Below are 23,234 nucleotides of genomic sequence, written 5' to 3' on the forward strand. Positions count from 1 at the left end.
GAATCGGGGTGCTGGCTCTGGGACGGGCCATGTCGGGGGAAATATCCGCCAAGCATTGTATCAAGCGGGTTTGGCGCTTTCTGAGAAATGAGCAATTGGAGACCGAAGCGGTATTCAGGGCGATGTTCCGGGACCTCAAGAATCGGGACTGGGGACTTGGACTAGACCACGTACGGCTGACACAACCTCAACGACACGACCGCCACTTCGCGGTCATCGCGTTGGCATACGTACTGTTAGCCGCCTTTGGCGCGATTGCCGAAAAACTAAAAATAGACCGCCAACTGAAGGCAAACACACGCAAAGACCGGGTCATGAACCTGGCTCGAATCGGAAATTACTTCCTGCAAATCTACTATTGCCCTCTCGAGAATGCATTTTACGCCCTCCTGCAACTACCTACGTGAAACTGGGGAACACTGAGGACATGCGGTGTTGCGACGCGCACAAACCGGGATTGCCGGAAATCGTCGAGGGCCGCGAATGATTCTGTTTGACGCTTTCAGCGCGACCGACGCTAGAGACTGGCTACCTAGGGCGGCGTTCGAGAGTGTACATTGCTTGCCCGCAACGTACACCCTCAAACTTTGCCCTAGGCTTTCAGGACCGGCACCATCGGTGCCGAATGCAAAGTACTGTTCGGTGCAAAATGTCCAGCGCCATCTATCTTCGCAGCAATGCCTCTACACCCGCCTTCATCTCGGGGCGAAGCTGCGGAGTTCGCGTTTGAGGATCTTTCCAGTCGGGCCTTTGGGCAGGGTGGTCAGGATTTCCACCTCTTTCGGGCATTTGTATTTCGCGAGCCGCTCCAGACAATAATTGCGAATCTCGTCGGGCGTGACCGTACAACCGTCACGCAGTGAAATGTAGGCCTTGACTTCCTCACCGCGCGCTTCATCGGGGATGCCTACTACTGAAGCTTCGAGAACGGCGGGGTGCGAATAGAGGGTCTCTTCGATTTCGCGCGGATAGATGTTCATACCACCCCGAATGATCAAATCCTTGAGACGGTCCACGATGTAGAAGTAGCCATCTTCGTCGACACGTCCGAGGTCGCCGCTGTGAAACCAGCCGCTCAGTATGGCCTCTTCCGTGGCCACAGGTTTCTTGTAGTAGCCTTTCATCACGTTGTGACCGCGAATAACAATCTCTCCCACTTCGCCGACATCCGCAAAGCTGCCATCGTCTCGCATGATGCGCATCTCGCAACCCCAGATCGGGAGGCCGATGGAGCCGGGCTTACAGGGCTTGTCGGTGACATTGAAGGAGGCGACCGGGCTGGTTTCGGAAAGGCCATAGCCTTCCAGGATCTGTACGCCGAAGGTCTGCTTGAACCGGTTAATGATTTCAACGGGAAGCGAGGAAGCTCCACTGACGGCCATTCGCACGCTGGAAAGATCGAAGGATGCGAGGTTCGGGGCATTGAGCATGAAGAAATACATCGTGGGTACCATCGCCATGATGGTGACGCGATCGCGCTGAATGACTTCAAGCACCTTCTCGGTGTGGAATGCAGGAACCATGGTAATGCAGGCGCCCGCCATGAGCGAAGCGTTCATGATGCAGGTCTGCCCAAACGAGTGGAACAGCGGAAGAACGGCCAACGCCACGTCGTTGGGCTTGGCCTGAATAATCTTGTCCTTCGAATAGTAGGCGTTAAAAAACATGTTGAAATGCGTCAGTTCAGCGCCCTTGGGATGGCCGGTGGTGCCGGAAGTGTAGAGGATGACGGCCGTATCGTCGGGCATCGTGTCCACGTGGTCGAATTCGTGGAACGCTTCCATAAGTAAAGTAATGAAGAGCTCGCCCGTATCCGGCGGTTCAAGGTCATCCATCGTGCTTGCAAAGATCAGATGATGGCACGTGTCCGTTTCGATGAAGGCATGGACAGCATCGTCGTGAAACCCTCGCCATGCGAAGAAGACCTTTGCATCGGAATCTTCCAGGCAATATTGAATTTCGTGCGCCTTCAGCAAGCAATTGATGGGAACCACGGTGGCGCCAACGTTGAGAATGCCGTAATAGATGATGGGAAAGTAGGGCGTGTTGGGAATCATCATGGCGACCTTGTCGCCCTTCTGCACGCCCCGGTCGACAAGAATGTTGGCGACACGCTTGGCGTAACCGTTCAATTCGGCATACGTGAGCCGCAGACCGTCGTAGACGACGGCGGTGTTGTTTGCATAGGATTGTGCAGAAATTTCCAGGAAATGCGCGAGGTTGAGACTCATAATCGAAACTCCCGGATTGCTTGCCACCAATCAGAACTAAGCCATACAGGCATTATAGTGACGAGTACCGAGAGAGTCTAGCGTGAAGAACAAAAGAATGGCCATTGCCTGACACCCTCTGATACACTCGCGCACGTTCATGCAAGGCACATACGCCGGTCCGCCGCCGCATCCGGTTTCACGAGCAGTCATTTCCGCGTCAGGAGCATTGTCCAATGGCAGAATACCCCGATCACGAGTCTTGGGAGCAGCTTGAGTTCATCATTGAACGCAAGGATTCGGAAGAACTCACGCAGTTCCTGGATTCGCTTCCGCCGTCGGAAGTCGCGCGGGCGATGTCGCGGCTTGACGATGACGATCAGACGAGCGTGTTGCGCATGCTCGCGCCGGAAGATGCGGCCGACCTGATCGAGGAGTTGCCAGAGTCTCAGGGCGCGGATTTGCTGGAAGATCTCTCTGCCCACGACGCCGCGAAAATTGTCGACGAGATGGACAGCGACATCCGCGCGGACGTGTTGAGCGAGTTGGACCAGCACGACGCCGAGGCCATCCTTCAGCAGATGTCTCCGGAAGAGGCTGAAGACGCGCGGGACCTGCTCCGCCATGCTCACAACACGGCGGGTGGTCTCATGATCACGGAGTACCTGGCGTATAGCGAGGAACTGCGGGTGCAGGACGTGTTGGCCGATTTGCGGGCCAATGCCGAAACGTATTCGGATTATGCCGTTCAGTATGTGTATGTGACCGCGAGCGACGAGAAATTGGTGGGGGTCATTCAGCTTCGAGATTTGGTGCTCTCGCCGGGTACAACCCCCTTGAAGACCATTGCGATTCCCAATCCATTGAGCGTCCCTGTCGAGGCGTCGTTAAGGGAACTCGAGGAGTTCTTTGACCGGCATGCCTACTTTGGAGTCCCGGTAGTGGATGCGAACGGTGCGATGGCCGGCGTGGTACAACGGGCGGATGTGGAAGAGGCTCAAGGCGAGGCGGCACAGCGCGCGTTCCTGCGATTCAGCGGTATCGTCGGGGGTGAGGAGCTACGCAGCATGTCGTTACCGTCGCGTGCGTTTCGACGGTTGTCGTTTCTGACGATCAATATCTTCCTGAACGTCATCGCGGCGAGTGTGATTGTGTTGTTCGAGAGCACGTTGGCGCAGGTCATCGCTCTCGCGGCGTTTCTGCCGATTATCTCGGACATGAGCGGTTGTTCAGGCAGCCAGGCAATTGCGGTGAGTATCCGGGAATTGTCATTGGGTCTGATCAAGCCACGGGATTTTATGCGGGTATGTGTCCAGGAGATTCTGGTCGGCCTGCCGAACGGAATCGTGCTGGGCGGCGTACTGGGGACGATGGCATACCTATGGAAAGGCGACCCGTATCTCGGACTCGTAGTCGGAACGGCATTGGCTGTCAATACCGTCGTGGGCGTGACGCTTGGCGGAGCGATTCCACTGGTGTTGAACCGATTGCGTATGGATCCGGCGTTGGCTGCGGCGCCCATCCTGACGACCGTGACAGACATGTGCGGGTTCTTCTTGAGCCTGAGCCTGGCGGCGCTTGCGTTGAGTTTTGGGAAGCTGTAGGGAGAGAAATGCGCCTGCGCAAAGGGTATGCAGGTGAGGCAATTCAGGTGGTGCCAAACAGCATTGGCGCAGTACGGTAAAGTCTAATCCCTAAAGAGTCAGTTCCTTCAATTTCAAATCTCAGATTCGAGATTTCAAATTCTGGAAGTAGTCACTCCTTCGACACTTCAATCCTGAAACATGGGAACCGAAATCGTCTTCACCGCAGGCGTATCTGAGCCGTTCGTGGGGCTCGTGCCCAACGAGATTTCGACGCCGTCATACACCCCGTCGCCATCGCTATCGGGACTATTCGGATTGGTGATGTAACCGTAAGTTCCGTTAGTCTCTTCGTAATCCGAGAGGCCGTCGTTGTCGGCGTCAGGATCGTTGTCCGTGAGCTTTACGGTCGCGGGCGCATAGGAACCCGCCAACTGACACGTAACGGGGTTGCTGAGCAAAACCTTGAAGTTTCGGCTTCCTGTTGGACGCGTGTTTCCGATCAAGTTGACGGTGATCGTCTTAAGCGTATCGGCGGCGCCGAAGTTTACGACACCGGAATTGGCTACGTAGTCCGATCCTGCTCTTGCGGTGCCGTCTTGCGTGGCAAACGATACTGAAGCAGAGCCCAAATCACCGGGCGCTTGGTTCAATTGCACATTGATGGTCGCGGTGCCTTGGTCTTCATCCACAGACACCGTCGCCGATACAAACGACACACTAGGCTGCACAGCCAGCAGATAGGACGTCATAAGCGGGAAACTGACATCGAATCGCCCATAGTAATCCAGCTTCGTCGAGGATGGGCTGCACGAGGAGGGCCCTCCCCACAACTGACCTATCACCTGCTCGCTGTCGTTGAATAGCGGGCTGCCCGACGATCCGGGTTCAGTCACGCCATTGCTCCAACTGGATTGATAGTATCGGTTCGCTGGACGCGACGAACGAGAGGATTCCGCAACATCTGTAACGGTGCCAAACGAAATGCGCTTGTAGTCGCCGCTCGGATGATGGATGGCGGTTGTGTTCGCGCCAAGTGGCGTCGCTGACGAATTCCAGCCGGCAAAGGTCGTGCCGGAAGACGCAGGATTGTTCAGGCGCAGCAAACAGAAATCTGTGCCGGAGTCGACGTTGGTGGTGGCAAGCAAAGCCGCGCCTCCCGTAGTACGCGGGACGCTCGCGGGGCTGGGCGCCGTACCGTTGCACGAGGGTGTCTGATAGAGCCAGTAAATTTCGACGCTCGCAGCTTGCCCGGACGTGGAGATACAGTGATTGGCCGTCAGGAAATAGGGAATGTCGGAACCCTCGACATTGTCTGCAAGCAAGGTGCCCGTGCAGAAAAGTGACCCCGTGACGCCAACGCTTCCGATTCCACCAACGGATTTGGAAGTGGCCAGCCAATCGCTGTAGCACGTCACGTCGAGATTGCACGTGCCCGCGGCTTTCGCCCACGAGAGTTCTCCGAAGGGGACGTAGTTGTGCACGATGCGGTCAATGGTCAATTCAACCTGGCCGGTGTCCGCGCCGCTGGGAACGTAGCATTCAATACCAACGGTCTCTGAAAAACAGGTCGCGCTCCACAATTCTGAGCGACCTTGCGGAAGTTCGGTGTAGGGTCCGTAGGATTCATCGGGATTGTCGTAGTTGTACACAACCACGCGCGCGCCAAGCGGCAATGTCAGTTGCGTAAAATGGATTCGCATGCCGAGCGCCCCCGGTGAAACGAGGACGGCAGACCATACGCGTCCGCCGTCTCCGAGAGTCTGCCAAAAGCCTTCGGAGGGGGTTCCGTCCGTAATACGGAGGGGCTCATCCAAATCCACGAATACACCAATGCGCCTTGGGCCTTTTCCTTGCGTTGCGGCACGCTCGGCGTCTTCCTGTAACGCTTTGTTAATGTCCACGTCGGGCAGCACAATTCCCGCGCTCTCTTGGAGCCCGCGTGTCCGCGTCTGCACATCGGGCTTTGGGGGAAGGGCTTTTTTCAGGTCGGCGGGAAGAGACGCCGCTTGCTCAACAGGAGGAAGATCCCATCGTTTCGGCGAAATTCCCAGCGCCTTCAATTCAGAATCATCCAAGAGACGTGTTGCGCCGTCGCTGTAGATGTCAAACGGCTCCTCGCCGCTCTGCTTCACACGGTATCCGGTAACGTACTTCTCACTGCCATCACGAGCCTTCTCGCTCCAGGACAACAAGACGGTGTACTGCGAGGACGGATACCCCAGCGTTTCCAGGAATGCCGACTCCGCCGGGAATCGCGGTTCGTCGCCACATGTGGCGCAGGTTTCGTCGGAAGATGCCGGCAAAATGGCAATCGAGGACACGAACAATAGAGCGACCAGTCCAAAGAGGGGAAGGACACTTCGGCGTGGAGTCTGCATTCGGGACAGAGCCTCTCTTGTGAGTTCTCGCGATACACAAATAGAATTTGGACAGGACCGTCTATTTATACCATCCAGTCGGCGAAAACACACATCGCACGCGCCGCGCGAGACAGAAGCGCTTAGTCTGCCGAGCAGCACAGCGCTTGGGCGCAGTCGCGATAACCCCTTTGAGCACACGAGGTTGCCCACGAGCCAGCTTCGACGAATTGAATCAAATGTCAACGTCTGCTAATCTACGAGACCTCGATATATCGCGGCTGAGCGCGACCCTCAAGGAATGCGCATGACGGATGCCCGCTGTGTCTGGCATCAACGTTTGTCGTGGGTTCATACCTGAGTTCACCGGGGGAAAGGAGTCTATTTTGTCTGAAGGTAACACCACTTTCGACTTGACCGGCAAAGTTGCCGTGGTCTCCGGGGGCGGCGGCGTGCTTGGCAGCGCAATCACGTGCGGACTTGCCCGCGCGGGGGCGCAATGCGCCGTCACCGACATCTCGTTGAGCAACGCGGAACAAGTCGCGAGTCAGATTACGGCCATGGGCGGACGCGCGAAGGGCTACGAATTGAACGTCATGGCGGATGGCGCCACCGAGGCGTTCTGTGACCAGGTCTACGCGGAGTTCGGCAAGGTCGATATCCTCGTCAACTGCGTTGGCGGAAACATGAAAGAGGCGACCACGTCGCCCGAGATGTCGTTCTTCGACGTGCCGTTGGATGCCATCCGCAAGGTAATGGAACTGAACTTCACGTCGGGCGTGGTGCGTCCGTGCCAGGTGTTCTGCAGGAAAATGAAGGACAATCCGGACGGTGGCTCAATCATCAACGTGTCGTCGATGTCGTCGATGCGTCCGTTGACGCGCATCCTCGGATACAGCGCGGCGAAGGCCGCGGTGAGCAACTTCACGCAGTGGCTCGCCGTGCATCTGGCGAAGGAACACAGCACGAAGCTGCGCGTCAACGCGCTCGCGCCGGGTTTCTTTCTGACGGCACAGAACCGTTACCTCCTGACCGACGAGCGCACCGGCGAGTTGACCGAGCGCGGCAACCTTATCATCCAACACACGCCGATGGGCGATTTCGGAGTCAGCGAAGACCTCGTGGGCGCGACCATCTGGCTGGCGTCTGACGCGTCGCGTTTCGTGAACGGTATCGTGCTGCCGATCGACGGCGGGTTCTCCGCGTTCTCCGGTGTGTAATGTGCATTGTCTTCGAAGCGTGAATGGAATCTGTAGCGTCCGCTGTTCGTTGCGGGCGTATTTTGGGGAGATAGCATCATGTCCGATCCGGTTGCCGCTCTGAAAAACCACAAGCCGTCGCACGAGTTTCTGATCGCCATCGACTCGGACGGTTGCGCCTTCGACACGATGGAAGTGAAGCACAAGGAATGCTTCATTCCGAACATCATCAAGTATTGGGATTTGCAACCGATTTCGAAGTTTGCGCGCGCCGCGGCGGAATTCGTCAACCTGTACTCGAAATGGCGCGGGATCAACCGGTTTCCGGCATTGACGGTGACATTCGACTTGTTGTCGCAGTGGGACAAGGTGCAACAGCGCGGCTGGAAGGCGCCGGACGTGCCGAATCTGCGCAAGTGGATCGAAACGGAGACGAAGCTCGGCAATCCCACGTTGAAAGCGTATTGCGAGACGCACAACGAGCCCGATATGCAGCGGACCTTCGAATGGAGCAAAGCCGTCAACGTGACGGTCGCGGATATCGTAAAGGAGGGACTTCCCCCCTTCCCGTTCGTGCGCGAATGCCTCGAAAAGGCGCAGTCACGCGCGGACATGCTCGTGTGTTCGCAGACGCCCACCGAAGCGCTGCAGCGCGAATGGGAAGAACAGGGGATCTCGAAATACGTGTTCGCCATCGCCGGCCAGGAAATGGGCACGAAGACCGAACACATCCGGTTCTCGTCGGAAGGCCGCTACGAAAAGACGAAGATGCTCATGATCGGCGACGCGCCCGGCGACATGAAGGCCGCGCGCGGCAACGGGGCGCTCTTCTTCCCGATCAACCCCGGCGAGGAAGAAACCTCCTGGAAGCGGTTGTTCGAGGAAGGCCTCGACAAGTTCTTCAACGGCACCTACGCGGGCGCATACGAAGAATCGCTCATCAAGGAATTCGACAAGTTCCTCCCGGATACGCCTCCCTGGAAGAAGTAGGAGTCCTGGGTTAACGCAATTGAGCTTTCAAGTCTGCTCGAACAAAGACGACTCCAAGGTGTCTGAGGTTATGAGAGAAATGACCATAGTCTCGTAACATTGTGGGGAGTTGCGGATGCGGCGCGTTCGTGTTCCAGGCCGTAATCGTGTTGGGGGACCTCAGTCATTCACATGGCGTTTCACACTCGGGAGGTGAAACATGTCTCTACTTCGTCTGAGTTTACGAGTGTCTGCAATCACGCTTGTGCTTATCATTCAAGCATTCTCAACATTCATAGAACCAGACGAGACGGTACCGCTGGAGCGATTGGTGAAGAACTACCAGCAGTACGTCAGTGAACACCCGGACGACATCAGAGGGTACTACTGGGTGGCCAGAGCGTACAGCCTCGGTTTTGCTCTAGCACAGCAGGAGTTTGGGATCTGGAACAACGAACGGCCCGACGAAGAGCCTACGATGTTCATGGACCCTTATCAGGGGGAACGTAAAACCTTCGCCGACGGCCCTGCAAGTCAGTTGTCCCAACGAAAGGACTGCCTGGTCCAAGCTTTGCGGTGGTTCCGAAAAGGGATCACGCACATTTCGTCTTCAAGTGACACGTGGTATGTTGCAGGGCTTTGGCTAGGATTGGGGTGGATGTACGAAGAGGGTGCGCAGTTTGCCGGGGACGTGGCGTGCCCAATTGAGGTAGATGTCAGTGTGAGCGATCAGCGTGAGATACTGCGGCTGATAAGCGAGATTCAGTCTCCGGATGAGGGAATGGCCGAACATGCTAAAGAAGCATTGTTCGCGCACGCATCGAGTGGCCTTCTGTTGTTGCAGCGGGCATATGAAAATGCTCCGACGGAAGTCAGTAAAGATCGGTTACGGGCCGTTCTTCGGCGCGGATGGGAAGACCGGGCCATCGAGGCATACAAGAGCGCCTACAAGCCCGCTCGCACAGACAGCCTGAAGTACAAATCCTACAGTCAAACCGCGATAGAATCGGCAAAAGGGATTCGAACGATACTTGAATCCAGAGGAAAACTGACCGCGGAAGAGAAGCAGCTCGTGAAGAAACTTGGAGACGAAATGGGCGAGATGGGTGCTTTCTCTCGCAGCGTGACGCCTATAGTCTTCTCGCTTTCGCGCGTGTCCTGCCTCCCTGATCTCATCGATTCGCGTGCACACGTTTCGTTTGACCTGGACGGATTTGGCGGTGACGTGGAATGGCCGTGGGTAAAACCCGACACCCTGTTGCTTGTCTGGGACCCGAAGAATACGGGGCAAATCGATTCAGGCAGAAGACTTATCGGCACAGCCACGTGGTGGATGTTCTGGCGGGACGGATTCGATGCGTTGCGAGCGCTCGACGACAACAATGACGGTTGGCTCGAAGGCGACGAAATGCACGGATTGGGGACTTGGCAAGACCGAAACGGTAACGCGAAATCTGACGAGGGAGAAGTCGTGCCGATCGAAGCAACGTCCATCGCGAGACTTGCTGTATTCGCCACAGAGACAGAAGTTGGAGGTATTGGCAATCCGCACGGTCTGGCACTGAAGAATGGGAACGTCTTGCCGCTCTACGACTGGATACCCCAATCAAAAAGTCGAAAGAACTGAGAACGTTTTGGGAAGTCTGGATACTACTGAATAGAGCAGCAGCAGACATCTCCACACCAACGAAACACGGCGGAGATCCTACCGGATCTCCGCCCTTTCTGTCTTCCTTCGCCAAAGAACGCGGATTAGCCGTACAACGCCTGCATCAGGTTGCCAAAGAGGGCATTGACGGGGTAGTCGTTGTTTTGTTTGTATTTGATGAATGAGACGTGGCCGTCCATGTAGAGGGTGTTGGTGCCGCCGGGAACCTGGTTGCAGGAAACCGCCATTGGCGCAAAAAGATGCGGTAGTCAGGGAACCGGCGCTCCGGCTACGGGATACTATCTAGCGCGAGACCGCGGGCGTTCGGAATATGCGTCGGAGTCTCCTCACGCTCATTTGCGGGGATTGTGTGACTGCTCACTCGTTGCTCAACGCCCATAGTTTACTCTTGCAACACTGTTGCATGGTGAAAAGACAGTGCTCTGGGCCGTGTCCGTCCGAACAAGGCGAAGGGAGCGTAGTCATGGCGAAGCGAATCCTGTTTAGCGTCTGCGTACTCATTGCCGCTGCAGGCTGTCCCGTCGTTTCGTTGCAGCCGCTCTACAATTCAACGGAAGAGCTAGTATTCAAACCCGAACTGGTCGGACGTTGGGCCGGAGATGATGCGGGCCTTGAGTACATGGAATTCTCCCAAGACAGCAGCAAAATGTACACCATGACACTGCATGAAAAGGATAACGAGATTAGGTTCGCTGTCGGGATGGTCGAGGTGAAAGGGAGACTGTTTCTTGATCTCCTGCCGGAAGAGCCTAAGGGTGACTCAGCGATGTGGCTGCAACAGATGCATGAGTTCTGGTCGATTGACTTGAACAAAGACACTTTAGCCGTGAAGCGCATGAGCGGAGATTGGACCGGCGACCGCTCCGAGAAAGGGCGGTTGTGGGTACGTCATGAGATCATCGACGACAAGACAATCTTGACCGCCAAACCGGATCGGTTGAAGCGATTTGTCCGTAAATGGGTGGACGATCCGGATGCATTCGCTGAGGCATTCACGTTGCACCGGGTACCGTCCCCGCCAGACGACGCCAAACCATCGCAACAGTAGCGGCGCGGTGTCAGGCGCTTAAGCGCTTAAGCAAGTCGTCGCGTTCACTTTCGGGCAGAGAACCGAGGTACTTTTTCCAGCCGGGGCACCAGCCGGTATGCCATTTCCAGAGGCGACCGAGGAGAGATTTCGGGTTTCTGTCATAGCGAGCGCGAATCTTGCACGTAGCGCATCCGGGTTGAGCCATGTCGCAATCCTCCCCCACCTCGCACCGGGCGCGTTGCAGCGCTCCCATTTTAGCACGTTTGCGGAGTGTACATTGCGTGCGCGTATCTGCCAAAATTGGGGCCTTCGCTGCCCGCACTTGGCACGAATTTGGGGAAAATCAACCGCACGTGGAGAATTCATGCGAATTGTAGTTGATGAGAACATTCCGTATGGCAAGGAAGCCTTCGAGACGCTTGGCGACGTCGTACTCAGGCCTGGACGGGGCATCAGCAAAGACGATCTGAAGGACGCCGAGTTGTTGTTGGTGCGTTCAATTACCAAGGTGAACGCCGATCTACTCGAAGGCACCAAGGTGCGTTTCGTCGCGACGGCCACCATCGGCGAAGACCATGTTGACAAAGAGTACTTGCATAAAAAGGGCATTGCCTTTTCCAGCGCGCCGGGATGCAACGCAAACAGCGTGGCGGATTACATCGTCGCGACTTTACTGCACCTCGCTGAAGTCCGCGGTTTCAAGCTGACGGACCGCAAACTGGGGATCGTCGGGCATGGCAACGTGGGCTCGAAGGTTGCTCGAAGAGCGCGTGCCCTGGGCATGCAATGCGTGGTCAATGACCCGCCGCTTGCCAGGAAAACGGGAGACGCGACGTTTCGACCGCTGGACGAGATATTCGACTGCAACATCATCACGTTTCATGTGCCGTTAACGAAAACAGGACCAGATGCGACCTATCATCTCGTCGATGATGCGTTTCTCCGCAAAATCAGGACCGGTACACTCATAATCAACACGTCGCGTGGTTCCGTCATTGACGGCAAGGCGCTGCAGGCGGCGCTGGAAGATGGCCGAGTGGGCGCTAGCGCATTGGATGTGTGGGAGGGCGAGCCCAACATCGACCTCGACTTGTTTGCCAATCTCGCTTTGGGAACGCCGCACATCGCGGGATATTCGTTTGATGGAAAGGTGAATGGCACACGGCAAGTCTACGAAGCCGCATGTGCCTATCTTGGAGTGAATCCGAATTGGGACCCCTCCCTCCTGTTGCCCGCGCCGGAGACGCCGGTCGTGGAGGTAGATGGATCCGTCGAGAACGCTCAAGCGGAACTGCGGCGAGTCGTGCGCTGCGTGTATGACATTCTTCGCGATGACGAGGCGCTTCGGGCTATAATCAAGATGCCTGCCGAGGAGCGCGGCCCGCACTTCGATCGCCTGCGCAAGGAATATCCGCGACGACGCGAATTCTTCAATACGAAGGCCGTTGTGACGCCCTCCAATCCGGCACTGGAACAGGCGCTCGCGGGCATAGGGTTCACGCTTTAAGCCGGGTCCCTTAGGCGCAATTACCAGAACCACAGGGAGAATACGGGATGCCGCGAGTAGTGCATTTTGAAATGGGCGTGCAGGACACCGCCCGCGCGGCAGCCTTCTATCATCATGTGTTCGGATGGGGCGCGTATCAGGTGGATGGACCCGAAGACTATTGGATACTGACAACGGGCCCGGACGGCGAACCCGGTATCGACGGTGGCTTGATTCGCAGACAAGATGGTCTGCCCCGAACAATCAACTCTATCGATGTCGAATCGGTAGATCTGTATCTGGAGCGCGTGCTAAGCAACGGAGGAACGGTATCCACGCCGAAGAAGGCCATTCCGGGTGTCGGATATCTGGCCTATTGCACGGACACAGAAGGCAATCTGTTCTGTATTTTTGAAACTAACCCGTCGGCCGAGTAATCGCTCCCAGCCGACACCGCGATAGTCGAGGGAATCCATGAAGCAACGTGTATCGGAGACTGGCTACTTAACCAATGACGAATTGCGGTCCTTCGTGGCCGAAGCATTTGAGCATGAGAACGTGGACGGCAAGCGCCTTTTATTCATCGTGCCGGACTCGACGCGAAGCATGCCAATGCCGACCGTGTTCCGGGCGCTGTTCGATACGCTGGGCAAGCGCGTGGCGAAGTTGGACTACCTGATCGCGCTGGGCACGCACCCGCCGATGCCGGACGATGCGATTCACGCGTTCTTCGGAATCTCTGACGCGGAACGGCATGGCGCCTTCAAGTCTGTCGGAATCTTCAACCACGAATGGAAGAATCCGGCGGCCCTCGCAAAGATCGGCACAATTACTTCACAAGTACTCGCCGATATCTCCGATGGCATGATGCACGAATCCGTGGACGTTACGGTGAATCGGCGCGTCCTGGATTACGACCTCGTGTGCATCGTGGGACCGGTGTTCCCGCATGAGGTCGTGGGCTTCAGCGGTGGCAACAAGTACTTCTTCCCCGGAGTCGCGGGCGAAGAGATACTTAATGTGTTTCATTGGTTGGGTGCGCTGATCTCGAATCCCGTCATTAACGGGACCAAGATGACACCGGTGCGTCGCGTGGTGGATACCGCTGCCGCGATGATCCCCGTCGAAAAGCGGTGCTTCTGCTTGAACGTGATGGGCAAGCAGACGAAGGGGATCTTCTTTGGGTCGCCGCAGGAAGCGTGGAGCGCGGCTGCGGATCTTTCGTCGCAGACGCACATCGTCTACAAGGACAAGCCCTTCAAGAGCGTGCTTGCGATGGCCCCGCCCATGTACGACGAAATCTGGGTGGCGGGCAAGTGCATGTACAAGTTGGAGCCCGTGGTCGCGGACGGCGGCGAGCTCATCATCTATGGCGCGCACATCCATGAAGTAAGTGTGACGCACGGGCACTACATCAAGCGCATCGGCTACCACACGCGCGACTACTTTCTCGCGCAGATGGAGAAGTTCAAAGACATCCCCGGAGGCATTCTCGCCCACTCCACGCACGTGCGCGGAATCGGCGTGTTTGAAGATGGCGTGGAAAAGTGTCGCGTCCAGGTGACGTTGGCAACATCCATTCCCAAGGAAGAATGCCTGTCCATCAACCTTGGCTACCGCGACATCGCGAGCATCAACCCCGAGGAATGGCGCAATCGCGAAGACGAAGGCTACCTGCTGGTGGAAAACGCCGGCGAGGTGCTTTATCGGCTGAAAGAGGGGAATCCAGCTCCGAAAAAGGTGTTGAGGTAGCGAGAAAACAGCAGCCGGGGGCGTGAGAGAACGGGGCGGCGATTTTGTCACCGGACTCAGCATCGCGCTATAATTACGCCCTATTCATGTCATCACACACCGCGCTCCCAGTCCGCGGAGTTGTGCACAGCCAAGGGGGTTATGATGCCTAAGAATGTGATTGTCGCCCAGTCGGGAGGGCCAAGCCCGGTAATCAACAGTTCGCTGCGCGGGGTCATCGAAACCTGCAAGATGTTTCCGGAAACGTTTGGGACGGTCTATGCGGGTTGGCATGGCATTGAGGGCGTACTGAAGGAAGAGTTGCTGAACCTATCCGCGCAGACCGACGAAGAAATCGCCCTGTTGCGATACACGCCGGCGGCGGGTTCGATTGGCACATGCCGGTACAAGCTCAAGAAGAATCAGACCGAAGACTTCGAGCGCGTTGTTGACGTGATGAAGGCGCACAACGTCGGCTACTTCTTCTATACGGGCGGCAATGATTCGATGGACACGGCGCACAAGGTCAGCGTTATCGCAAATGAGCGCGGACTGGACTTGGTGGCCGTCGGCGTGCCGAAGACTATCGATAACGACGTCGGCGATTCGGAGTTCAAGTTGATCGACCACACGCCGGGGTATGGCAGCGTGGCGCGGTATTGGATGAGCGTCGTGCAGAATGCCAACGAAGAAAACGGTGGGTCGTGCCCCGCCGATCCGGTACTGGTGTTGCAGGCGATGGGCCGCAAGATTGGCTATATCCCCGCCGCGGCGCGCCTGGCCGACCCAAAGCGCGAATTGCCGCTGCAGATCTACTTGGCCGAATCGGGCGTGACTGCGGAGGCGATGTGCGACTTTATCAACGACCAGCTAAAGAAGGATGGCCGCTGCATCGTGGTCGTCAGCGAAGGATTTGAGGTCGGCATGGAAGGCGGCGAAGCGCGCGACAGCTTCGGGCACAAGAACTACGGTTCGGCGAAGATGAGCGTGCAGGCGCAGGTCGTGGCAATGCTAAATGCAAAGGGACTCCCAGTGCCTGGCGCGGCACGCGGACAGGTTTCCGGCACGGACCAGCGCATGACGGCGGTCTATGCGTCTATCGTGGACTTGGACGAAGCGTACAAGGTGGGGCAGCAGGCGGCGCTCATCGCGCAGTCGGGCGAGAATGGCTGGATGGCGACGATTCTGCGCACACCGGGCACGATCTACAACGTGACCTTCGACAAAGTGCCGCTGGAAAAGGTCGCGAATTCGGAGCGGACCTTCCCGAAAGAATGGATCGCTTCGAACGGAATCGACGTGACAGACGATTTCGTACGCTACGCGAAGCCGCTGGTGGGCGAGGACTGGGCCAGCGTACCGGTTATCAACGGCAAACAGCGGTTCACACAGTTCAAGCCCATCTTCGCAGAGAAAAAGTTGCCGGCGTATACGCTGCAGGGACTGCGAAAGTAGGGAACAAACTGCGTAGAGACCGTCCTGAATGGTATCATTCCTGAGGAGGATCGGTGCATGAATTGGCGTGTGATTGTTGAGTATGACAAGGAAACGGGAGACTATGCTGCATGGTGTCCCGAATTGCCCGGGTGTACATCCGCAGGTACTACGGAACACGAGGCACTTGATGGCATACGCGAAGCGATTGCCCTCTATCTCACGCCTGACCCTGTGGATTTACCGCCGCAAGCAATTGTGCGTGAAGTGGCTGTCTAGTGTCGCCGCGCGTGCGGCAAATGACGGCGCGAGACGTGGAGATACTATTAAAAACCCATGGATTTGTGCTTGTCTCTCAGGTAGGCAGTCACCGAAAGTGGCGCCATCTCAAATCGCGTTTGCAGGTGATTGTTCCTGAACACCGGGGACGCACTCTTCCCATAGGGACCCTGCTAAACATACTTACAAATGCGTCGATTCCGGAAAAGGAATGGCGGGATTAGGAAAGGAGTAGATTCGTGTCGCAAGCAGATATCGGCCTGATTGGCCTGGCAGTGATGGGCGAGAACCTGGTGCTCAACATGGAGAGCAAGGGGTTCACGGTAGCGGTGTTCAATCGCACGACCTCCAAGGTCGACGATTTCGTCAATGGGCGTGGCAAAGGCAAGAACTTCGTGGGTTGCCACAGCGTAAAGGAACTGTGCGCAAACCTGAAGCGGCCGCGCAAAGTCATGATGCTGGTCAAAGCCGGTCAAGCTGTAGACGACTTCATCGAGCAGATCATCCCTCACCTGGAGCCGGGCGACATCATTATCGACGGAGGCAACTCGCACTTCCCCGATACAATTCGCCGCGTGAAGCACGTCGAGAGCAAAGGCTTGCTTTACATCGGCACGGGCGTCTCCGGCGGTGAAGAGGGCGCGTTGAAGGGGCCCTCGATCATGCCGGGCGGCTCCCCCGCCGCGTGGGAACACGTGAAGCCCATATTCCAGGCCGTCTCCGCGAAGACCGACAAGGGTGAGCCGTGCTGCGACTGGGTCGGCGAAGGCGGCGCGGGCCACTTCGTGAAAATGGTGCACAACGGCATCGAATACGGTGACATGCAGATGATCTGCGAGACGTATCAGCTCATGAAGGAAGCCGTTGGCCTTTCCAACGAAGAAATGCACGCGGCATTCGCGGAGTGGAACAAGGGCGAACTGGACTCGTACCTCATCGAGATTACGCGAGACATTCTTGGCTATACGGAAGACGGCAAGCATACAGTCGACCTTATCCTCGACACGGCCGGTCAGAAGGGCACCGGCAAGTGGACGGTTATCGAGGCGCTCAACCAGGGTCAACCGCTCACGCTAATCTCCGAGGCCGTGTTCGCGCGTTGCTTGTCCGCAATCAAGGACGAACGCGTGGCGGCGTCCAAGGTGCTCAAGGGTGTGACCGAGAAGGTGCAATTAGACAAGAAGGCATTTGTAGACGACCTTCGCCAAGCACTGTACGCCTCGAAGATTGTAAGCTATGCGCAGGGCTATCAACTCATGCGCGCGGCGGCCAAGGAATACGGCTGGAACCTCAACTTCGGCGGCATCGCCCTGATGTGGCGAGGCGGGTGCATCATCCGCTCGGCATTCCTCGGAAAAATCAAGGAAGCCTTTGACAAGAATCCAGGCTTGGTGAATCTGCTGCTCGATCCATTCTTCGCGGATGCAGTCAGCAAAGCGCAAGCTTCGTGGCGTCGCGTCATCGGCACGGCCGTCAGCCTGGGCATCCCGGCGCCTGCGCTAAGCAGTGCGTTGGCGTATTTTGACGGTTACCGTTGCGAATCGTTGCCCGCAAATCTGCTCCAAGCGCAACGCGATTACTTCGGCGCGCACACCTACGAGCGCGTCGATAAGCCGCGCGGCGAATTCTTCCACACGAACTGGACCGGCCGCGGCGGCGCGACGTCCGCATCGACTTATGTTGTGTAAGCATACCTAAGCACGGTATATAAGGGGCGGAGACCTTGCTGGCCAGGCGGCCGGAAGGACTCCGCCCTCTGCGGTTTCGGCTCCTTCAGCAATTTCCCCGGGGGTTGCACGCAAACAAGAAGGTGAGCACGGCATGTTGGATTCACTTCACGATTACATGCGGGTCGGTATCGTTCATTTCATGGCCTTTCCTCAATGCGCAGGCGGCGTAGGGCCCATCGTCAAAACGATCTCGGCCATCGCGTTCGATCCCTTTTTCGACGTGATTGAGATCTCGCATACGAAGAGCGAGGCCCACCGGAAAGAAATCCGGGCGCTCGCGGAACAATCGCGCATAGAGATCTGCTTTGGAGCCCAGCCTATACTGCTCGGAGGGGGACTCGACCTGAATCACCCCGATAACGGCGAACGCGCGCGGGCCATTGAGGCCGTCATGAATGCCATCGACGAGGCGTTCGAGGTGGGCTCAAAGACCGTTGCCGTTTTGAGTGGCAAAGTGACCGACGACAAATCCGCTGCCATGTCGCGCCTGACCGAATCGCTCATGGAACTCTGCGAATACGCGAAGACCAAAGCAATGAGCGTCACGCTGGAAACCTTCGATCAAGTGCCCTTCGGTAAGAACTGCCTCATCGGGCCCACCAAGGACGCCGTGGCGGTCTCTGAGGCGGTTCGGAAGCACTACTCCAACTTCGGAATCATGCTTGATCTCAGTCATTTACCCCTGCAGGAAGAGTCTCCGAAGCATGCCATTCGCATGGCGCGCGAACACCTTGTGCATGCGCACATCGGTAACTGCGCGATGGATTACCCGCACCATCCCGCATATGGAGATATGCATCCGCGCTTCGGCATGCCAGGCACTCGAAACGACGTACATGAGTTGGCCGAGTACCTTAAATGCCTCGTGGAAGTTGGATACCTTTCGAAGGAGAAGCCGCGGGTGGTCAGTTTCGAAGTGAAGCCGATGCCCGAAGAAAACCCCGAAGCCGTGCTCGCCGGATGCAAACGCACACTGGAGGCTGCGTGGCGCAGATTGCGCGCGCGCCAATAATGGAGGCCTGACGATGCCGCGAATTTTTGTCTCCCGCCAAATTCCCGACGCGGGACTTAACCTGTTGTACGATGCGTTCGGCCGCGACAGTGTCGACGTGTTTCCGCACGACCGTATTATCGGGCGCGATGAGTTTCTGGCAGGCGTGAAGGGAGCGGACGCCATCCTCCCTATTCTCACGGAGCGAGTGGATGCGGAAGTCATGGACGCGGCAGGCCCGCAACTGCAAATCATCGCCAATTTCGCTGTCGGGTATAACAACATCGAAGTAGCCGCCGCCACGCAACGGCGCATCCCCGTCACCAACACGCCCGGCGTGTTGACCGAGACTACGGCGGATCTGACATGGGCGCTTATACTCGCGGTGGCACGGCGTATCGGTGAAGGCGAACGCATCGTGCGCGCGCAGCAATGGCCGGGCTGGGGGCCGATGCAGCTTATGGGTTCCGATGTGTTTGGCAAGACGCTGGGCATTTTCGGGTTCGGACGTATTGGCAAGGCCGTTGCCCGCCGTGCGCGCGCATTCGACATGAATGTCCTTTACACGTCTCGCGATACAGTTGACCCCGAAATCGACCACGAGTACCACGCACGTGCCGTCGACAAGGACACCCTCCTGGCAGAATCGGATTTCGTGAGCATTCACTGCCCGCTGATGCCGGAGACAACCCATGCGTTCGGCCAGGCCGAGTTCAAAGCCATGAAGAAATCCGCGTATCTGATCAATACGTCGCGGGGTCCTGTCGTCGATGAGGCAGCACTTGCCGCAGCTTTGAAGGCCGGCGACATCGCGGGCGCCGGTCTGGACGTGTACGAAAACGAACCTTCGGTCCACCCAGGGTTATTCGAGTGCGAGAATGCCGTGATCATCCCCCACCTCGGGAGCGCAACTCTTGAGACGCGCGGCAAAATGGCCTTCATCGCGGCCACGAACATCGTCGCTCGCCTGCGAGGAGAACGGCCGCCGAACTGCGTGAACCCCGAAGTGCTCTGAAAAGGGAATCCGGCTAACCTGTTTGATGAATTGTCTGGCGCGTGCGCGGGAACGGATCGGTGGTCATCGCCCATCCCGAACGCTTGCACCGCTTCGTCGCCCGCACACAAAAATGCATCCTAACCCCGACTTTGGTATACTCTTAGCCAACGTCTTGGGAACAAGCTGCCTTTTTAGGCTAAGAGGCTGTTCCTAGCTGTAACGTATTGTCATTTGGCTGGTTCGGCTTGCAGGGGCCACCAGAAACACGCATCCGGGGAACCAAAGTGGTCTCCGTATGTATGGATAAGCCCAGAGGATAGGAATTAATGACTTCCAATCATGACGAGTCGGCGACGCCGCAGGAAAACCCCGGCACCCCGATCCTGGATACCATTAACTCGCCCGCAGACCTTAAGCGGCTCTCCATTGACGAGTTGAAGACTCTCGCGGAGGAGATCCGGCGCACCATCATTGCAACGGCGGCCGCATACGGTGGTCACTTGGCCCCGCACCTTGGCGTTGTCGAGTTGACCCTCGCCGTCCACTACGTGTTTGACACCGAAGAAGATATGCTGGTCTGGGACGTCGGCCACCAATGCTACGCCCACAAATTGGTTACCGGCCGCCGTGAACAGATTGGCACCATCCGGCGCAAAGGCGGTTTGAGCGGGTATCCGAAACGCTGCGAAAGTCCCTATGACACCTTTGGGGTTGGCCACAGTTCCACCTCAATTTCCGCGGCGCTCGGCATGTCCGTTGCCCGCAAACAATTGGGCCAGTCCGAACGGGCGATTGCCATCATCGGCGACGGCGCCATGACCGCCGGAATGGCCTTTGAAGCGCTCGGCCACGCCGGCCACCTGGGTTCTGACCTGCTCGTTATCCTCAACGACAACGACATGTCGATTTCCAAGAATGTTACGGCGCTTTCGGCGTACTTCAATCGCCTCATCACGCACGGCCTCTACACACGAGCGCGCGGCGACCTCCATACCTTCATGGAGCGCATGCTCGGCCAGAGCTTGACCCGCGCCGCCGAACGGCTTGAGCACTCCGTCAAAGGCTTTCTCATGCCGGGCACGCTCTTCGAGGAACTCGGGTTCCGTTACCTCGGGCCTGTCGACGGCCACGACCTTGACGTGCTGGTCGAGTGTCTCAGCAATCTCCGCAACTCTCACGGCCCCGTGTTTTTCCACGTGGTCACGAAGAAGGGCAAAGGCTACAGCTACGCCGAGGATGACCCCCTCACGTACCACGGCGTTCGTGCCTTCGATATCAAAACGGGCCGATTCCAGCCCGCATCGGCATCTGTCCCAACCTTCACGGACGTGTTCGCCGACGCGCTGATCGAAGCCGCCCGCGAAGACTCCCGCGTTGTCGGTATCACCGCTGCCATGCCCACTGGCACTGGTCTCAGTAAGTTCGAGAAGGAATTCCCTTCCCGCATGTTCGACGTCGGCATCTGCGAACAACACGCGGTGACGTTCTCGGCCGGGTTGGCGACGCAAGGCCTTAAGCCGGTCTGCGCCATTTACTCCACATTCCTCCAGCGCGGGTACGACCAGCTCATACACGACGTGTGTCTCCAGAATCTGCCCGTCGTGTTCGCCATCGACCGCGCGGGAGCCGTCGGTGAAGACAGCCCCACGCAGCAGGGAGCGTTCGACATATCCTTCTTGCGTCTAGTTCCGAATCTGGACATCCTCGTCCCGCGTGATGACGTGGATCTTCGCGCCATGCTCCTGTGGTCGTTGAAGCAGGACCGCGCCGTGGCTATTCGTTACGCGCGCGGAAAAGCGCCGACACTCGGGCCTGTCGAAGGTCGCGATATTACCCGGGGCGAAGTGCTGCGCGAAGGCACCGATGCCATGATCCTCGGAGTCGGACCGATCCTTGGCGCTTGTCTCGACGCCGCTCAGGCCCTGCAAGCCGAAGGTCTTTCCATCGGCGTGGCCGACCCGCGCCACGTTAAGCCACTCGATACCGATTTGCTCGATCGCTTCAAAGGCATGCCCTTGATTACCGTCGAAGAGAACACCCTTCCCGGCGGATTCGGCGCTGCTGTGCTCGAGTACTTTGAACACAAGGGCTGTCTCGACGAAGTTCGCGTTCGCCGCGTTGGTTTCCCCGACGCGTTCATCGATCACGCCACGCGCGAGGAGCAATTGGCCGACATTGGCCTCGATGTGCATGGGATTACCGCCAGCGTCCGTGAGTTTGTCACGCAACGCGAAGCACAGCCGGTCAGGTAACGCCACGTGAAGAGTCACACCGCGGACACGAAATCATGATTGCCGTCACAGGGGCGTCAGGCCACATCGGCGCTAATCTGGTTCGGGCCTTGCTTGAACGTGGTGAAAAGGTCCGCGTCCTCGTCCGAAAGGATGTCCGCGCCATCGAAGGCCTCGACGTCGAACGCGTCGAAGGCGACGTGCTTGATGTGCCCTCTCTGGACAACCTCATTGCGGGGGCTGACTGTGTCTATCATCTGGCCGCCCGTATTACGCTTGTGCCCGACCGCGACGGCTCCGTGCAGCGCATCAACGTCGAAGGCCCCAAGAACGTCGCCGAAGCGTGTATGCGACACCGCATACCGCGTCTCGTCCATTTCAGTTCTATCCACGCCTTCTCCGAATTTCCGCGTGACGGCGTTGTCGATGAAACGCGCCCGCTAACCGACGACTCGAACATCTTCGTCTACGATCGTTCGAAGGCCGCCGGTGAACGCGCCATTCAAGAAGCCGTGAAACGTGGTCTCAACGCGGTCATCGTGAATCCGACTGCCGTTATCGGACCCTACGACTTCAAACCATCGGCGCTTGGCAGCGCCCTGCTTGATCTGTACGAGGGCCGCATGCCCGCGCTGGTCAAAGGCGGTTTCGACTGGGTCGACGTGCGCGATATCTGCGCCGGAGCGATGGCCGCCGCCGAAAAGGGCGGAGTGGGGGAGAAGTACCTGCTCACCGGCCACCATCTCCCGTTTCCCCAATTGGCCCGGATTGTCGAAGCCGAGACCGGACTCAAAATGCCCCGCTTGTCGCTTCCGATGTGGATGGCCTACATGGGCGTACCCTTCGCCGCGTTTGCGTCGCGTATTACCGGCAAGCCGCCCAAGTTCACCCGTGCCTCATTGCACGCCCTCTGGAACCACCAACAGATTTCCCACGCGAAAGCCACCCGCGAACTCGGTTATTCACCCCGCCCCATCAATGAAACAATCCGCGACACCTACGCCTGGTTCGAAAAGAACGGTTACGCGAGAAGAAAGACCCGCTGAGCCTCAGCTAAGTAGGATCTTAATGACAGGTGGAGTGCCATCCTGTGCCTCACGGCGCATCCCTGAATCTGCGTTGTGCTTGCCGGCCAGACTGTCATCCCGAGTCCGCGTAATGCGGACGAGGGATCTGGCCTAAAAACGGCATAGTTCTTTTTACCAGATTCCTCGCTGCGCTCGGAATGACAAATGGACTCCGGTTCCAGAAGTTGTCGTGAATGAACTGTTCATCACGAGCTACAGTGAAGGACAAGGCTTCAAATCGATTAGGTACCAAAGTGGCATGCCCCTG

At 57.5% G+C, this 23,234-nt stretch carries 21 protein-coding genes; 17 read left to right on the top strand and 4 right to left on the bottom strand.

Annotated elements, in window-relative coordinates; genetic code table 11:
• Nucleotides 1-407: hypothetical protein (locus tag K1Y02_05275; protein MBX7255750.1), on the top strand; the 407-nt coding region annotated here is incomplete at its 5' end.
• A 288-nt stretch (nt 408-695) separates the two neighbouring features.
• Here K1Y02_05275 and K1Y02_05280 read toward each other — a convergent pair.
• Entirely contained in the window at nt 696-2,231 is a 1,536-nt protein-coding gene (locus K1Y02_05280) for a long-chain fatty acid--CoA ligase (protein MBX7255751.1), read from the bottom strand.
• 215 nt (nt 2,232-2,446) lie between these two features.
• Here K1Y02_05280 and mgtE point away from each other — a divergent pair, with 215 nt between their 5' ends.
• Nucleotides 2,447-3,814 (top strand): magnesium transporter, encoded by a 1,368-nt coding sequence (gene mgtE / locus K1Y02_05285; GenBank protein ID MBX7255752.1) that lies wholly within the window; start codon nt 2,447-2,449, stop codon nt 3,812-3,814.
• Nucleotides 3,815-3,981: 167 nt separating this feature from the next.
• Here the strand turns inward: mgtE and K1Y02_05290 are convergent, their stop codons facing one another.
• Entirely contained in the window at nt 3,982-6,174 is a 2,193-nt protein-coding gene (locus tag K1Y02_05290) for a trypsin-like peptidase domain-containing protein (protein ID MBX7255753.1), read from the bottom strand.
• Nucleotides 6,175-6,467: 293 nt separating this feature from the next.
• On the opposite strand from K1Y02_05290, the gene K1Y02_05295 reads away from it, so the two are divergent.
• The 3 genes from K1Y02_05295 to K1Y02_05305 all read left to right on the top strand — a co-directional run bounded on the left by K1Y02_05295 (nt 6,468) and on the right by K1Y02_05305 (nt 9,948).
• Entirely contained in the window at nt 6,468-7,373 is a 906-nt protein-coding gene (locus K1Y02_05295) for an SDR family oxidoreductase (GenBank protein ID MBX7255754.1), read from the top strand.
• A 78-nt stretch (nt 7,374-7,451) separates the two neighbouring features.
• Nucleotides 7,452-8,342 (top strand): HAD family hydrolase, encoded by an 891-nt coding sequence (locus K1Y02_05300; protein ID MBX7255755.1) that lies wholly within the window; start codon nt 7,452-7,454, stop codon nt 8,340-8,342.
• Between the two features lie 199 nt (nt 8,343-8,541).
• On the top strand, nt 8,542-9,948 hold the full coding sequence (locus K1Y02_05305; GenBank protein MBX7255756.1) for a hypothetical protein: 1,407 nt from the start codon (nt 8,542-8,544) through the stop codon (nt 9,946-9,948).
• A gap of 125 nt (nt 9,949-10,073) precedes the next feature.
• On the opposite strand, the gene K1Y02_05310 is transcribed toward K1Y02_05305, so the two are convergent.
• Entirely contained in the window at nt 10,074-10,217 is a 144-nt protein-coding gene (locus K1Y02_05310) for a hypothetical protein (protein ID MBX7255757.1), read from the bottom strand.
• A gap of 236 nt (nt 10,218-10,453) precedes the next feature.
• Between K1Y02_05310 and K1Y02_05315 the strand changes: the two genes are divergently transcribed.
• Nucleotides 10,454-11,038 carry a hypothetical protein gene (locus K1Y02_05315; GenBank protein MBX7255758.1) on the top strand — a complete coding sequence of 195 codons (585 nt, stop codon included), beginning with the start codon at nt 10,454-10,456 and terminating at the stop codon, nt 11,036-11,038.
• A 10-nt stretch (nt 11,039-11,048) separates the two neighbouring features.
• Here the strand turns inward: K1Y02_05315 and K1Y02_05320 are convergent, their stop codons facing one another.
• The gene (locus tag K1Y02_05320; GenBank protein ID MBX7255759.1) at nt 11,049-11,225 is read right to left on the bottom strand and encodes a hypothetical protein; all 177 of its coding nucleotides are present in this window, start codon (nt 11,223-11,225) and stop codon (nt 11,049-11,051) included.
• A 159-nt stretch (nt 11,226-11,384) separates the two neighbouring features.
• Here K1Y02_05320 and pdxB point away from each other — a divergent pair, with 159 nt between their 5' ends.
• The 11 genes from pdxB (at nt 11,385) to K1Y02_05375 (ending at nt 22,945) form a co-directional block, all read left to right on the top strand.
• Nucleotides 11,385-12,527: a 4-phosphoerythronate dehydrogenase PdxB gene (gene pdxB / locus K1Y02_05325; GenBank protein ID MBX7255760.1), complete on the top strand. Its 1,143-nt coding sequence runs from the start codon at nt 11,385-11,387 to the stop codon at nt 12,525-12,527.
• Between the two features lie 47 nt (nt 12,528-12,574).
• A complete protein-coding gene (locus tag K1Y02_05330; protein ID MBX7255761.1) occupies nt 12,575-12,943 on the top strand; it encodes a VOC family protein in 369 nt (122 codons plus the stop codon).
• A 37-nt stretch (nt 12,944-12,980) separates the two neighbouring features.
• A complete protein-coding gene (locus K1Y02_05335) occupies nt 12,981-14,258 on the top strand; it encodes a lactate racemase domain-containing protein (GenBank protein ID MBX7255762.1) in 1,278 nt (425 codons plus the stop codon).
• Nucleotides 14,259-14,399: 141 nt separating this feature from the next.
• Entirely contained in the window at nt 14,400-15,692 is a 1,293-nt protein-coding gene (locus tag K1Y02_05340) for a diphosphate--fructose-6-phosphate 1-phosphotransferase (GenBank protein MBX7255763.1), read from the top strand.
• Nucleotides 15,693-15,749: 57 nt separating this feature from the next.
• Nucleotides 15,750-15,950 (top strand): type II toxin-antitoxin system HicB family antitoxin, encoded by a 201-nt coding sequence (locus K1Y02_05345; GenBank protein ID MBX7255764.1) that lies wholly within the window; start codon nt 15,750-15,752, stop codon nt 15,948-15,950.
• A 20-nt stretch (nt 15,951-15,970) separates the two neighbouring features.
• Nucleotides 15,971-16,174, top strand: coding sequence for a type II toxin-antitoxin system HicA family toxin (locus tag K1Y02_05350; GenBank protein ID MBX7255765.1), 204 nt, complete (start codon nt 15,971-15,973; stop codon nt 16,172-16,174).
• 15 nt (nt 16,175-16,189) lie between these two features.
• The gene (gene gnd, locus K1Y02_05355; GenBank protein ID MBX7255766.1) at nt 16,190-17,638 is read left to right on the top strand and encodes a decarboxylating NADP(+)-dependent phosphogluconate dehydrogenase; all 1,449 of its coding nucleotides are present in this window, start codon (nt 16,190-16,192) and stop codon (nt 17,636-17,638) included.
• Between the two features lie 133 nt (nt 17,639-17,771).
• Nucleotides 17,772-18,692 (top strand): sugar phosphate isomerase/epimerase, encoded by a 921-nt coding sequence (locus K1Y02_05360; protein MBX7255767.1) that lies wholly within the window; start codon nt 17,772-17,774, stop codon nt 18,690-18,692.
• A gap of 13 nt (nt 18,693-18,705) precedes the next feature.
• A complete protein-coding gene (locus K1Y02_05365; GenBank protein ID MBX7255768.1) occupies nt 18,706-19,686 on the top strand; it encodes a D-glycerate dehydrogenase in 981 nt (326 codons plus the stop codon).
• 308 nt (nt 19,687-19,994) lie between these two features.
• On the top strand, nt 19,995-21,920 hold the full coding sequence (gene dxs, locus K1Y02_05370) for a 1-deoxy-D-xylulose-5-phosphate synthase (GenBank protein MBX7255769.1): 1,926 nt from the start codon (nt 19,995-19,997) through the stop codon (nt 21,918-21,920).
• A gap of 35 nt (nt 21,921-21,955) precedes the next feature.
• Nucleotides 21,956-22,945 (top strand): SDR family oxidoreductase, encoded by a 990-nt coding sequence (locus K1Y02_05375; protein ID MBX7255770.1) that lies wholly within the window; start codon nt 21,956-21,958, stop codon nt 22,943-22,945.
• The last annotated feature ends 289 nt before the right edge of the window (nt 22,946-23,234 follow it).

The organism is Candidatus Hydrogenedentota bacterium, assembly GCA_019695095.1.
In the GTDB taxonomy this organism is placed as follows: Bacteria; Hydrogenedentota; Hydrogenedentia; order Hydrogenedentales; family SLHB01; genus JAIBAQ01.

Excerpts from the sequence above, each read along its gene's own strand:
- K1Y02_05280 (MBX7255751.1), bottom strand. The coding sequence starts at position 2,231 with ATGAGTCTCAACCTCGCGCATTTCCTGGAAATTTCTGCACAATCCTAT.
- mgtE (MBX7255752.1), top strand. The coding sequence starts at position 2,447 with ATGGCAGAATACCCCGATCACGAGTCTTGGGAGCAGCTTGAGTTCATC.
- K1Y02_05290 (MBX7255753.1), bottom strand. The coding sequence starts at position 6,174 with ATGCAGACTCCACGCCGAAGTGTCCTTCCCCTCTTTGGACTGGTCGCT.
- K1Y02_05295 (MBX7255754.1), top strand. The coding sequence starts at position 6,468 with ATGCCCGCTGTGTCTGGCATCAACGTTTGTCGTGGGTTCATACCTGAG.
- K1Y02_05300 (MBX7255755.1), top strand. The coding sequence starts at position 7,452 with ATGTCCGATCCGGTTGCCGCTCTGAAAAACCACAAGCCGTCGCACGAG.
- K1Y02_05305 (MBX7255756.1), top strand. The coding sequence starts at position 8,542 with ATGTCTCTACTTCGTCTGAGTTTACGAGTGTCTGCAATCACGCTTGTG.
- K1Y02_05310 (MBX7255757.1), bottom strand. The coding sequence starts at position 10,217 with ATGGCGGTTTCCTGCAACCAGGTTCCCGGCGGCACCAACACCCTCTAC.
- K1Y02_05315 (MBX7255758.1), top strand. The coding sequence starts at position 10,454 with ATGGCGAAGCGAATCCTGTTTAGCGTCTGCGTACTCATTGCCGCTGCA.
- K1Y02_05320 (MBX7255759.1), bottom strand. The coding sequence starts at position 11,225 with ATGGCTCAACCCGGATGCGCTACGTGCAAGATTCGCGCTCGCTATGAC.
- pdxB (MBX7255760.1), top strand. The coding sequence starts at position 11,385 with ATGCGAATTGTAGTTGATGAGAACATTCCGTATGGCAAGGAAGCCTTC.
- K1Y02_05330 (MBX7255761.1), top strand. The coding sequence starts at position 12,575 with ATGCCGCGAGTAGTGCATTTTGAAATGGGCGTGCAGGACACCGCCCGC.
- K1Y02_05335 (MBX7255762.1), top strand. The coding sequence starts at position 12,981 with ATGAAGCAACGTGTATCGGAGACTGGCTACTTAACCAATGACGAATTG.
- K1Y02_05340 (MBX7255763.1), top strand. The coding sequence starts at position 14,400 with ATGATGCCTAAGAATGTGATTGTCGCCCAGTCGGGAGGGCCAAGCCCG.
- K1Y02_05345 (MBX7255764.1), top strand. The coding sequence starts at position 15,750 with ATGAATTGGCGTGTGATTGTTGAGTATGACAAGGAAACGGGAGACTAT.
- K1Y02_05350 (MBX7255765.1), top strand. The coding sequence starts at position 15,971 with ATGACGGCGCGAGACGTGGAGATACTATTAAAAACCCATGGATTTGTG.
- K1Y02_05360 (MBX7255767.1), top strand. The coding sequence starts at position 17,772 with ATGTTGGATTCACTTCACGATTACATGCGGGTCGGTATCGTTCATTTC.
- K1Y02_05365 (MBX7255768.1), top strand. The coding sequence starts at position 18,706 with ATGCCGCGAATTTTTGTCTCCCGCCAAATTCCCGACGCGGGACTTAAC.
- dxs (MBX7255769.1), top strand. The coding sequence starts at position 19,995 with ATGACTTCCAATCATGACGAGTCGGCGACGCCGCAGGAAAACCCCGGC.
- K1Y02_05375 (MBX7255770.1), top strand. The coding sequence starts at position 21,956 with ATGATTGCCGTCACAGGGGCGTCAGGCCACATCGGCGCTAATCTGGTT.